Origin of the sequence: Acinetobacter sp. YK3 (assembly GCF_001729365.1) — a bacterium.
In the GTDB taxonomy this organism is placed as follows: domain Bacteria; phylum Pseudomonadota; class Gammaproteobacteria; order Pseudomonadales; family Moraxellaceae; genus Acinetobacter; species Acinetobacter vivianii.
The window spans coordinates 1-11637 of sequence record NZ_LZPJ01000132.1 but is presented as its reverse complement, the minus strand read 5'-3'; the positions used below and the strand labels follow the sequence as shown (position 1 = coordinate 11637).

The 11637-nt window shown below is 39.3% G+C and carries 11 protein-coding genes; 10 read left to right on the top strand and 1 reads right to left on the bottom strand.

Annotation, left to right across the window (positions count from 1 at the left end):
• Window positions 1-179: 179 nt before the first annotated feature.
• The 9 genes from A9Z07_RS15935 to hisC all read left to right on the top strand — a co-directional run bounded on the left by A9Z07_RS15935 (window position 180) and on the right by hisC (window position 8646).
• Window positions 180-773: a type II secretion system protein GspG gene (locus A9Z07_RS15935; RefSeq protein ID WP_069579821.1), complete on the top strand. Its 594-nt coding sequence runs from the start codon at window positions 180-182 to the stop codon at window positions 771-773.
• A gap of 201 nt (window positions 774-974) precedes the next feature.
• On the top strand, window positions 975-2423 hold the full coding sequence (locus A9Z07_RS15930; protein ID WP_069579820.1) for an RNA polymerase factor sigma-54: 1449 nt from the start codon (window positions 975-977) through the stop codon (window positions 2421-2423).
• Between the two features lie 168 nt (window positions 2424-2591).
• A complete protein-coding gene (gene hpf, locus A9Z07_RS15925) occupies window positions 2592-2933 on the top strand; it encodes a ribosome hibernation-promoting factor, HPF/YfiA family (RefSeq protein WP_004655596.1) in 342 nt (113 codons plus the stop codon).
• A 138-nt stretch (window positions 2934-3071) separates the two neighbouring features.
• On the top strand, window positions 3072-3323 hold the full coding sequence (ibaG, locus tag A9Z07_RS15920) for a BolA family iron metabolism protein IbaG (RefSeq protein WP_004655594.1): 252 nt from the start codon (window positions 3072-3074) through the stop codon (window positions 3321-3323).
• Window positions 3324-3329: 6 nt separating this feature from the next.
• Window positions 3330-4589, top strand: coding sequence for a UDP-N-acetylglucosamine 1-carboxyvinyltransferase (gene murA, locus A9Z07_RS15915; RefSeq protein WP_004774988.1), 1260 nt, complete (start codon window positions 3330-3332; stop codon window positions 4587-4589).
• Complete coding sequence (hisG, locus tag A9Z07_RS15910) at window positions 4586-5275, top strand: ATP phosphoribosyltransferase (protein WP_004774987.1); 690 nt, start codon at window positions 4586-4588, stop codon at window positions 5273-5275. Before murA ends, hisG begins: the two co-directional genes overlap by 4 nt.
• Before the next feature lie 141 nt (window positions 5276-5416).
• Entirely contained in the window at window positions 5417-6079 is a 663-nt protein-coding gene (locus A9Z07_RS15905; RefSeq protein ID WP_069579819.1) for a DUF4272 domain-containing protein, read from the top strand.
• A gap of 130 nt (window positions 6080-6209) precedes the next feature.
• On the top strand, window positions 6210-7499 hold the full coding sequence (gene hisD / locus A9Z07_RS15900; protein WP_069579818.1) for a histidinol dehydrogenase: 1290 nt from the start codon (window positions 6210-6212) through the stop codon (window positions 7497-7499).
• A 61-nt stretch (window positions 7500-7560) separates the two neighbouring features.
• A complete protein-coding gene (gene hisC / locus A9Z07_RS15895; protein WP_069579817.1) occupies window positions 7561-8646 on the top strand; it encodes a histidinol-phosphate transaminase in 1086 nt (361 codons plus the stop codon).
• 14 nt (window positions 8647-8660) lie between these two features.
• On the opposite strand, the gene A9Z07_RS15890 is transcribed toward hisC, so the two are convergent.
• The gene (locus A9Z07_RS15890; protein WP_069579816.1) at window positions 8661-10004 is read right to left on the bottom strand and encodes an anthranilate synthase component I family protein; all 1344 of its coding nucleotides are present in this window, start codon (window positions 10002-10004) and stop codon (window positions 8661-8663) included.
• A 525-nt stretch (window positions 10005-10529) separates the two neighbouring features.
• Between A9Z07_RS15890 and A9Z07_RS15885 the strand changes: the two genes are divergently transcribed.
• Complete coding sequence (locus A9Z07_RS15885; protein ID WP_069579815.1) at window positions 10530-11522, top strand: DUF6160 family protein; 993 nt, start codon at window positions 10530-10532, stop codon at window positions 11520-11522.
• The last annotated feature ends 115 nt before the right edge of the window (window positions 11523-11637 follow it).

Below are 11637 nucleotides of genomic sequence, written 5' to 3'. Positions count from 1 at the left end.
CTTTTAAATTCAAACACCCCAGTCTCGAGAGAGGTTGGGGTGTTTTTTATTGCGCGTTAAAAATAAGAACAAAAAACATAATGTGTTAGAAGTATTGACCTAATTGGTTAACTTTTATGAGGGGGAGGAGATTATTCTATTTATAACTAAAACATAAAGATAACTATGAGATAAATCTAATGGTTGATATTAATGTAAATGAAAAGCCAAATAAATTGGGTGTTTTCCCTTATGTAATTGCAGCAATATCGTTTATACCTGGTATTGGTGTTATCTTTGGAATTATTGCTGTTATTTGGGGAGTACTAACTAAAAAAAGTGGTGGTAAAGTACTCGCGATTATTGGTGCTTGTGGTATCGGCCTTAGTATTGTTCTTTATGGTTCGCTCTTTTATTTTGGTTTTGTTCAGCGTGGAGGTTTATATGATGAATTGCGCGCTCAATCAAGTCAAATAGCTATGACATCATTAGTTCAAGCAATTGAATTTTATAAAGTAGAAAATGGTCATTATCCAGATTCGCTGGAAACATTAAGTCAGTCCTTGCCAGAAAATAGTCCAGTTTTTGTGTTTGACGCTACTGATGTTTCATGGAGCAGTTCACCACGCTATTACCATTACGAGTTAAAAGATTCCTCTCATTATTATTTGCTCAGTATGGGGCAGGATGGAGAACCTTATACAAGTGACGATATTTTACCGAACATTGAGCTAAAGCCAGATAGTAAAATTGGATTGATTTTTCATGAAAGTAGTACAGGCGCTACTTTATAGCTCTTAAATATATTATTGTTTAAAAATCGAGTGTTTTAAATATTCTGTACGAGGAAGCAGAAAGGTCATTTTCCTCGTGATCTATATATTGACTCACTCAGTCAAAAAGAATGTAATTTTCCTTGTATGCGTAAACATTACTTTATGTTATAAATATTTTTATAGGCATGTTTTTTGCTTATCTTAATAGAAGGAAAGACTATGAAATTATCTGTTGGATTGAAAGTTGCGAACAGTTTATCGTTGACTCCTCAATTACAACAAGCCATACGTCTTTTACAACTCTCAAGTCTAGAACTCGAACAAGAAATTCAAATCCAGTTAGACAGCAATCCCTTACTTGAAAAAATTGAAGATATTAGCTCAACTGAAAGTCTTTCTAACTTAGAAGCAAAAGAGACAGGGGACTTAACGACTGAGCTGAATGCTGATCATCTTCCCAATGATTTACCTGTAGATACTGAATGGGATGATATTTATACGCATCAATCAACTGCTTTGGCGTCACCAGAATACGAAGAAAGAGAAGACAATCGTCAAGCACAAATGAGTTTGAAAGAGCATATTTTAGATCAGGTCAATCTTTTGCATTTTTCGACTGTAGATAAGCTCATTGCTTATTGCATTGTTGATTCTCTGGATGATAAGGGATTCTTGGATGCTGAGCTGGGGGATATTGTGCTCGCAGTTACTCGATTATTAGAAGAAATGGAGAGTGTGGAAGAAGTTGAAGAAGATGAAATCATTGTTGTTTTAAAGCACATTCAACGTTTAGATCCGATAGGTGTTGGCTCAAGAAACTTAGCTGAATGCTTGAAGATTCAGCTTGAAACAGTACATGAAAAAGTTCCTTATTTGGCAGAAGCTAAGAATTTATTGAAATATTATGAGCTGCTTATTTCCAATGATTTGAACAAATTATTAAAGCAAACAGGTTTATCTAAAGAGCAATTAAAAAGTGCTGTTGATTTACTCAAGACTCTAAAACCATATCCTGGCTTAGAGTTCAACCAACAGGAATCTGAATATCAGGTGCCTGATGTTGTGGTGTCCAAGAAAGATCAGCATTGGCAAGTGCAGCTCAATCCAGACATTCTACCTAAATTACGGATCAATTCATTTTACTCAGGCATGATTCGTCGTGCAGATCAAAGTGATGATAATGTTTATTTACGCAATCAAATGCTGGAAGCAAAAAACTTTATCAAGAGTATTGATGAGCGCCATAAGACTCTATTAAAAGTTGCAACCTGTATTGTTGAGCATCAACGCGCCTTTTTGGAGCAAGGTCCAGAGGCAATGAAGCCTTTAGTGCTCCGTGATGTAGCAGAAGAAGTTGAGTTGCACGAATCGACTGTCTCACGAGTAACGACCAATAAATATATGCTAACTCCACGTGGTTTATTCGAATTGAAATATTTCTTTTCAAGTCATGTTGGAACGACGACGGGTGGTGAAGCATCATCGACTGCGATCCGCGCCATGATCAAAAAGCTGGTTTCAAATGAAAATCCACGTAAGCCTTTGTCGGATAATGTAATTGCCGAGATGCTGAAAAATGAAGGGATTGAAGTGGCTCGGCGGACGGTTGCGAAATATCGTGAATCGTTACATATTCCTTCATCTTCTGAAAGAAAAGTCTTGATCTAAATTTTAAGGTGTGACTATTCTATTGGTTCATTATTACGGAATAATGAATTTTTTTAATGATCACTAGAGGAATCGCTGAAATGATTTAATGGATATTGAACCACTGATGTGCATTAAGTTTGCTTGAGCGATTTCTTGTATCCTGAGAAAAAGGTGAGGGATAGAATTATGCAAATAACAATTCGTGGACACCATTTAACCATTACACCAGCAATTGAAGAAAATATAAAAGAAAAGTTTAGTCAAATGACCAAGCATCTAGATCAAGTGAATAGTATGCAAATCAAATTGGCTAAAGATCATCAGATTGACAAGCGTTCACACAAGGGAAGTGCAAACCATATTGCTGAAGCAATTATACGTTTGCCGGGGGTGGAACTGTTTGCACAGGCGACAGCCGATGATATGTATACTTCGATTAGAAAATTGACCGATAAATTAAAACGTCAGCTTGCTAAACATAGAAAAATCCAGTGTTCTTATCAGCATGAACTGGCACTTTTGAGTTAATTTTTATTTTTATAAAAGAGGCTTTTTGTGGAGCCTCTTTTTTTTATTGATAAAAAAAGAAACTGCTTACTGAATTATGTGAAAAAGTTATAGTAAAATAGCTCGTTTTACACCAATGGTTGTATAAGAGGTCTTGGAATGAATAGTGAGCAGCTCACGCAAATTTTAAAAGAAGCTTTCCCTGAAGCAGAGGTAGCGGTGAGCGGACAAGCTGGCAAATTTGACCTGCGTATTGTTGATGATCAGTTTGAAGGTAAACGTACCGTTGCTCGTCAACAATCGGTTTATGCACCTCTAAATTCTTATATCGCGAGTGGTGAAGTTCACGCAGTAACGATTCGCGCAATGACAAAAGACGAATGGCGCAAAGCAAGCCTTTTCGGAGCTTAAATATTAATGGATAAGTTTTTAATTACGGGCGGTGTTAAGCTCGAGGGTGAAGTGCGCATTTCTGGTGCTAAAAATGCGGCATTGCCTTTACTTGCAGCAATGATTCTTGCTGATTCTCCGATTACATTGACCAATGTACCAAACTTAAAAGATGTAAATACATTGGTTAAGTTGATTGCTGGTCTTGGTGTGACCATGAGCTACGAAGGTGAAACTGTTTGTGCTGATGCTTCGACATTAGACAATCAGTTTGCACCTTATGAACTTGTACGTACTATGCGTGCATCTATTCTGGTGCTTGGCCCTTTATTGGCGCGCTATGGCAATGCAAAAGTATCATTACCTGGTGGTTGTGCGATTGGTTCACGCCCAGTTGATCAACACTTAAAAGCTTTAGAAGCTTTGGGTGCGCATATTGAAGTAGAAAATGGTTATGTCCATGCTTCAGTTGATGGCCGCTTAAAAGGTGGTGAAGTTGTTTTTGATATGGTCACCGTTGGTGGTACCGAAAATATCTTGATGGCTGCTGCGTTAGCTGATGGTGTGACCACAATTCGTAATGCTGCTCGTGAACCAGAAATCACCGATCTTGCACAAATGTTGATTAAGATGGGTGCCAAGATTGAAGGTTTGGATACAGATACGCTAGTGGTAACGGGCGTGGAAAGTTTACATGGCTGCGAATATGCCGTTGTAGCTGACCGTATCGAAACGGGTTCATATCTAGCTGCTGCTGCCATTACGGGTGGTCGAGTGAAAACCACGCATACCGATCCTGCATTGTTAGAAGCGGTATTGGATAAGTTTGAAGAAATGGGTGCGGAAGTTACGCGTGGTGATGACTGGATCGAACTGGACATGCAGGGCAAACGTCCAAAAGCGGTGAGTTTCAGAACGTTGCCTCATCCTGAATTTCCAACAGACATGCAGGCTCAATTGATGGCGGTAAATGCCATTGGTCGTGGTTTTGCAACGATTTCTGAAACGATTTTCGAAAACCGTTTTATGCATGTCCCAGAACTTTCACGTATGGGTGCTAATATTCAGGTTGAAGGACATGATGCGGTCGTTACAGGTGTGGAAACATTGCAAGCTGCACCTGTCATGGCGACAGATTTACGTGCTTCATTTTCACTTGTTTTAGCTGCTTTGGTTGCTGAAGGTGAAACACTGGTTGACCGTATCTATCACATTGATCGTGGCTACGAACATGTGGAAGAGAAATTGCAAAGTTTAGGTGCTCAGATTAAGCGAGTAAAAGGATGAATGACTTAAGAAACGATGATCCAAATTTTGACGTAATGGGCAATTTTGATCATGGTTTAACTTTAGCACTCAGTAAAGGCCGTATCTTAAAGGAAACTTTACCCTTGCTTGAAAAGGCGGGGATTAATTTACTTGAAGATCCAGATAAATCACGCAAATTGATTTTTCCAACGACGCACAAAAAAGTCCGTATTTTGATTTTACGTGCTTCTGATGTTCCGACCTATGTTGAGAATGGTGCAGCAGACTTTGGCGTAGCAGGTAAAGATGTCTTGATGGAACATGGTGCACAACATGTTTATGAGTTGCTTGATCTGAAAATTGCCAATTGTAAATTGATGACAGCTGGTAAAGTCGGTATGGAACGTCCAAAAGGCCGTTTAAAGATCGCGACTAAATACGTCAATTTAACCCGTCAATATTATGCAAGCCTCGGTGAGCAGGTGGATGTAATTAAACTATACGGATCAATGGAGCTTGCTCCTTTGGTTGGTTTAGGTGATTACATTGTCGATGTGGTTGATACTGGAAATACTTTACGTGCCAATGGCTTAGAGCCGTTAGAAGAAATTTGCAAAGTTTCTTCACGTTTAATTGTCAATAAGGCAAGTTTTAAACGTAAACAAGCGGTTTTAAACCCGATTTTGACGCAACTTGAAGAAGCGGTTAAAGCACGTCAAAACTGATCTTTGTACATTAAATTAAGAAACCGTTCTTATGAGCGGTTTTTTTACATTCGAATATTTGTGTGGGAGACATAACAACTTTGTTTCTGACCAGAGGCTATGTTAAAAAAGCTTATGGTTTGTTGAAAATGTACAGGAACAATGAAAAATCCAGAGCAGCGTAAACAAGAATCTATTCTAAAATTAAAAACCAAAGCCATACCTTATATCGACTGGTTGCCACATATTGAGTCAAGTGATGATGTAATACCGCGCTCCGCTGAACACATTGCCAAGCGTGCTATTGCATGTTTGCTTATGATTCAAGTTGCATGTGATCTGGATCGTGATCAGTTTGATCAAGAAACGGAAGATTTTATTGTCGATCTACTCAATAAATTTGAAGTCGCTGATGAATTAACTGTTAAAGAAAAAAATATATTGAATAGAAGTGCCGCACAGCAAGATATCGTCAATATGATCTGGAAGTATGAAGCATATTGGGTATTACTGTGGGCGCTGGGCATTGTCGATGAACTGAAATATCCAGATGAAATCGCGGATTGTGATTTTGCGATTGATGTCGTATCTCGTTGTCACTCATTGCAGGAATTTATGCAACAGGTGAAATTAAGAAATATTGAAGAAATTCTGGATGAAGCAGATCTGATCTATCGTTATGATTGGGCATGTGTTGATGCACGCTTAAAACAGCAGAATGCACCTGCGAATTTAAATGCTTCTGTTGTTTTGGAGCGTCATGGTGCTTTAAATTGGCTGATACAAGCGGATGCGGATTGGGATAATCCTGATGTAAGTACTTAAAAAGTATAAAATTGTGAGGGTTAAAAGTTTTTTCCTATAAAAGCAGTGGAAATGCTGATGTTATCTTGCCCACAAATGTGCTGAAAAAGAGTAAACTTAGCGTTCTCTTTTTCGCCTTGTGGGTAAATTGATGCGACGTTTATCGACTCAGGATCAAAATTTTAAACAGACTTTTGCTGAACTTCTAGCATTTGAAACCGTTAATGATCCTCAATTAATACAAACTGTAGATCAAATTATTGCTGATGTTCGTCAGCATGGTGATGATCATGTGCTTAAATTAACGCAACAGTTCGATCGACATCCAGCGCATCAATTCTCTGATTTAGAACTGACTCAGGCACAGCTTAAAACTGCATTTGATGGTTTAAATGTAGAAATCCGTGAAGCATTAGAACTTGCTGCAAAACGTATTCGTTCTTTCCATCAAGCACAAAAGCAGGAAGGCTGGACCTATGTTGATGATCTAGGAAATACCTTGGGGCAGAAAGTTACACCACTGGATCGTGTTGGAATTTATGTACCGGGTGGATTAGCCTCTTATCCCTCATCTGTACTTATGAATGCTTTGCCAGCACATGTCGCTGGCGTCCCTGAAATTATTATGGTGGTTCCTGCGCCAAATGGCGAGTTGAATCCACTGGTGTTAGCAGCTGCCTATTTGGCAGGGGTGAGCCGTGTGTTTACCATCGGTGGTGCGCAGGCCGTTGCGGCATTGGCTTATGGAACACAAACCATTCCAGCGGTAGATAAAATTACAGGACCCGGCAATCGATTTGTCGCAGCCGCAAAACGTGCGGTCTTTGGACAAGTCGGTATTGATATGATTGCTGGGCCTTCGGAAATTCTGGTCTATGCTGAAGGTGAAAATAATGCTGAGTGGTTAGCGATGGATGTGTTATCTCAAGCCGAGCATGACACCGTTGCGCAAGCTATTTTCATTACCCCAGATGAAACGCTGTTAAATGCAGTTGAAGCTGCGATTGAAAAGCATTTAAGTGAATTGCCAAAAGCAGAAATTGCCAAAACCTCGATTCAAAATCGCGGTGCGTTGGTGCTGGTAAAAGACCGTGCAGAAGCGGTTGAACTGATTAATCAGGTGGCTCCAGAGCATTTGGAATTGTGTCTTGATGATGCCGAGTTGATGAGTCAGGACATTCGTCATGCAGGGGCAATCTTTATGGGACGTTATACCCCAGAAGCCATTGGTGATTATTGTGCGGGGCCAAACCATGTCTTGCCGACATCGGGGACAGCACGTTTTTCTTCACCACTTGGTGTTTATGATTTCCAGAAGCGCTCTAGCTTGATCATGTGCTCTGAAGAGGGTGTGAAAAGTTTGGCAAAAGCAGCCGATGTTCTGGCAGTGCAAGAAAATCTTGATGCTCATGCGCGCTCAGCCCGTTATCGTTACCAATAACCGATTCAAAGATTGATAGGGGCTGGAAAGCCCCTTTTTTAGGATACATGAGAGTAGAACAATGACGTTTACAGCAGAACAAATGCGTTTTTGGAGTCCAGAGGTTCGCGAATTAGAACCTTATGTACCGGGTGAGCAACCTAAGATTCAGAACTTGCTTAAACTGAATACCAATGAAAATCCATATCCGCCATCGCCAAAAGTGGTGCAGGCTGTGCAAGCAGTTTTAACTGAACAAGCCGATGCTTTGCGTTTATATCCAGATCCTGATGCAACCGCTTTAAAACAGGCGATTGCCAAGCAGCAGCAGGTTGATGTGGCTCAAGTGTTTGTCGGCAATGGTTCGGATGAAGTGTTGGCACATATTTTTAAAGCTTTTTTTATCCAGAAAGAACCGATTCTCTATCCAGATATTACCTATAGTTTTTATCCTGTTTATAGCCAGTTTTTTGCAACACAAACCAAGCAGATTCCTTTGAATGAAAAATTCGAAATAGATGTATCGGATTATGAACAGGAAAATGGCGGTATCATTATCACCAATCCAAATGCACCAACCAGTATCGCGCTCGGTTTAAATGAGATTGAGCAGGTACTCAAGGCAAATCCAGATCGCGTGGTTGTGATTGATGAAGCTTATGTTGATTTTGGTGCTGAGTCCGCGGTGCAACTGGTCAATCGCTATGAGAATTTAGTCGTTTGTCAGACCACTTCGAAATCACGTTCATTGGCTGGCTTACGTGTTGGTTTTGCGATTGCGCAAGCACATTTGATTGCGGCACTTGAAGCAGTCAAAAATAGTTTTAATTCGTATCCAATCGATCGTTTTGCGATTGCAGCAGCGGTGGCTTCATTTGAAGATCAAGCTTATTTTGAAGCGCAATGTGCCAAGGTGATTGAGAGCCGAGAAAAACTGGTAACAGATCTTAGTGCTTTAGGTTTTGAGGTATTGCCATCAAAAGCCAACTTTATTTTTGCCACGCATTCTCAACATGATGCTGCTCAACTGGCTCAACAATTACGTGAGCAGGGAATTATTGTGCGTTATTTCAATAAACCACGCATTAATCAATTCCTGCGTATTACGATTGGTACCGATGAACAAAACCAGCGTTTAGTAGATACCCTTAAAACGCAAATTTTATAAATCAGTATTGAGATTTACTGTTCAGAAGCCTGCCATGTATTGAGCAAATCAAGCATGGCAGAAATTTTATCAAAGCATTCCTGATATTCGGCTTCCGCATCAGACGCAATTGTGATGCCGCCACCCGCCCACATCGATAATTGGTCCTGATATTTTTGAATACTGCGAATCAAAATATTCCAACTGCCTGTACCATCAAAATTAAAATAGCCTAAGCTGCCACAATAAGCACCACGTGGTGCACCTTCTAACTCTTCAATAATTTGCATGGCACGAATCTTTGGTGCACCTGTGATTGAGCCACCTGGCAGGGCAGATAAGAGCATCTGCATGGGATTGATGTCTGCTTTTAAGGTCGCTGTAATCTCACTCACCATATGGTGAACCTGATTGAAGCTTTCAATTTCAAATAGTTTAGTGGTTTCAACAGAGCCTGTTTCAGCATAGACACTGAGATCATTACGTAAAAGATCTACAATCATGACATTTTCAGCTTGGTCTTTTTCAGAGTAACTGAGTTTATCTTTTGATATCTGATCTTGTTGGGGATCATCAAAGCGCGGCATCGTGCCTTTGATTGGACGCGTTTTAATTTTTTTGTTGGCCTGAAACTCAATAAATAATTCAGGCGAACAACTTAATAGTTCAAAATCCTGTATTTTGAGATAGCCCGCATAAGGTGCATGGGTAAGTTCCCACAATGGATTGGCGCGACTTAAAAGTGACCCTTGCGCATATGCTGTAAATTCTTGAGTTAAATTAATTTGATAACAGTCGCCTGCTTTAATATATTCCTGTACCTGATGAAAAGCATCGAGATACTGCTGTTTTGACCAACGGGCTTGGCACTTTTCAAGTAGACAAAGTGCAGGTGGCATTTGAACAGGTTGATTGATGAGATCAGAGATTTGCTTAAAGATGAGTTCGGCCTGAAGATCATCGCTATGAAAATACCAAGCATTATTCTCAAACTTTAAAAAAGTCGAATACTGACCTAAGAAAAAATCAGGCTGATCGCGTCCACTTACTTCAACAAATTGATTTGCACTAAAGTCATAACTGAAAAAGCCAATATAGCCACCACTAAAAGTTGCATTTGATGTCTTTGGCTTAGATTTAAACGTTGAAAAAGCGGTAAGTGAACAAGCCCCTGATCTTATTTGATATTGATTAAACTGAGTTTGATGAAATTGTTTTAATTCTAATTGTTGGAAAATGAGAAACTCTTGGGGTAAAAATGCAATAACAGGGGCATGATGGTTATATAAATAAACAAGACCCGTTAATTCATTAAGCTGGGCAAGAAGGTCAAATGCAGAAGTGAGTTGCGTGTTAAGCTTTTGCTGAAAATAAGACATAAAAACGGAAATACTTGCAGATACATTTGGAGGGAGGAATTGTACTACATTCAAAAAGTCTCGATCGATATTTATGGCCTGATGAGATGAAAAACCAGCATTTTTGAGGAAAGGGTGAGAACTGATTTTTGCTTTGTTAGTCTGATTGATATTAAGATCAATTTAACGATTAAGAATGCGTTTTTGTTTACACTTGTAACAACACTATTGGGAGTGGATAAACGGGCAGTGAGTAGAAATTAATCTTTGATTATGTAGGATAAAAATTAAAAATAAATAATGATTACATGCGGTTATGAGCTAATGCTGAAAAAGCGTTAATTGAGTGATTTATATGCCGTTTGTCGGGTTGTGCTCAAAAAGCAGTTAACAGGAGTTGAACATAAAATAACAAACAGGTAATTTAGTAATTGCTAAGCGAACTACTCAAGGATTGGAAGTTCTAGTTGTCATTAATAAAAAAACGACCGTGGACAGTTTAGAGTAGTGAAAGTCAAAAAATAAATGCTCTTGGGAGAGTGCTCAATGAAAATGTTTACTAAACTTGTTTTAGTTTCTTCAATGGCGATTAGCGCAAATGCAATGGCTATGCAGTCAATGGACGATGCTGCACTAAGCGCTGCAACAGGTCAAGATGGTCTTAATATCGGTATCGGTATTTCTAAAATCGAAATTGCAAAAGTTTTAATTCATGATAACGATGGTTTAGCGACAACTGCTGGTGGTACGGGTGAAGCTGGTGCAATCGTCATTAAAGGAAATGGTACTGGCGCTACAGCGACAAACGGTATTGTAATTACAGCACCAATGAATGCAGCTGGCGATGCTCTTGATACTTCTCGTGCTTTAGCATCTCATAACCTTGCTGATTTAGTGATTGATACAGACAAAGGTACGGGTACTAATGGTGCATTCCTGAACGTTGCTGCGGCAGTTTCTGGCCTAGATATTTACGTAGGTGAGATTGGTGTATCTGGCTCAAATGCTGCGAGTACAACATCAGTTCGTCGTGGTAATGATGATGCGAATTACAATGCAATTTTATCTGGTTTAACGGTTAAAACAGGTAAAACAAGTGCAAATATCCAGTTAGGTGCTGCTCCACAAGGTGCAATGATTGTATTAAATACAAAAATGCAAGGTGGTTTAGAGCTTAAAGATCTTGGTATTGTGGATAGCTCAACTAAGCAAGGTACAGGTGCTGGTACTACAGGTAACCGTGCTGCTGGTCAAATTTATCTTGATAGCATCAAAGTTTCTGATGCTTCTGGTGCAGACTTAACTGTAAATGCAGCAGTGAGTGTAGTAGGTAAAGAAGATACAAGTAATGGTTATTTACGTATCATTACAGGTTCTGGTGCTACAACTCCAGCAACTGATGTATACATTAAAGGCGTACATTTAGGTAGTAAAGAAGCTAAATCAATCGGTGATGTTGAAGTACAAGGTCTACAAACTTACTACAACAATGGTACAGCAAATGTAAAAGGTTCTATGATCACAATTTCTGGTCACTAAGTTTCCTTTAGAAAAAGCGCACAATGTGCGCTTTTTTTATTTTTAAATATCGATAATTAAAGCAAAAAATGAGAAATGATGTGTTGATCACAATACTTTATTAAAACTTTACTTA

Bases quoted from the DNA above. Each gene is read 5' to 3' on its own strand.
- A9Z07_RS15935 (WP_069579821.1), top strand. From the start codon at position 180: ATGGTTGATATTAATGTAAATGAAAAGCCAAATAAATTGGGTGTTTTC.
- A9Z07_RS15930 (WP_069579820.1), top strand. From the start codon at position 975: ATGAAATTATCTGTTGGATTGAAAGTTGCGAACAGTTTATCGTTGACT.
- hpf (WP_004655596.1), top strand. From the start codon at position 2,592: ATGCAAATAACAATTCGTGGACACCATTTAACCATTACACCAGCAATT.
- ibaG (WP_004655594.1), top strand. From the start codon at position 3,072: ATGAATAGTGAGCAGCTCACGCAAATTTTAAAAGAAGCTTTCCCTGAA.
- murA (WP_004774988.1), top strand. From the start codon at position 3,330: ATGGATAAGTTTTTAATTACGGGCGGTGTTAAGCTCGAGGGTGAAGTG.
- hisG (WP_004774987.1), top strand. From the start codon at position 4,586: ATGAATGACTTAAGAAACGATGATCCAAATTTTGACGTAATGGGCAAT.
- A9Z07_RS15905 (WP_069579819.1), top strand. From the start codon at position 5,417: ATGAAAAATCCAGAGCAGCGTAAACAAGAATCTATTCTAAAATTAAAA.
- hisD (WP_069579818.1), top strand. From the start codon at position 6,210: ATGCGACGTTTATCGACTCAGGATCAAAATTTTAAACAGACTTTTGCT.
- hisC (WP_069579817.1), top strand. From the start codon at position 7,561: ATGACGTTTACAGCAGAACAAATGCGTTTTTGGAGTCCAGAGGTTCGC.
- A9Z07_RS15890 (WP_069579816.1), bottom strand. From the start codon at position 10,004: ATGTCTTATTTTCAGCAAAAGCTTAACACGCAACTCACTTCTGCATTT.
- A9Z07_RS15885 (WP_069579815.1), top strand. From the start codon at position 10,530: ATGAAAATGTTTACTAAACTTGTTTTAGTTTCTTCAATGGCGATTAGC.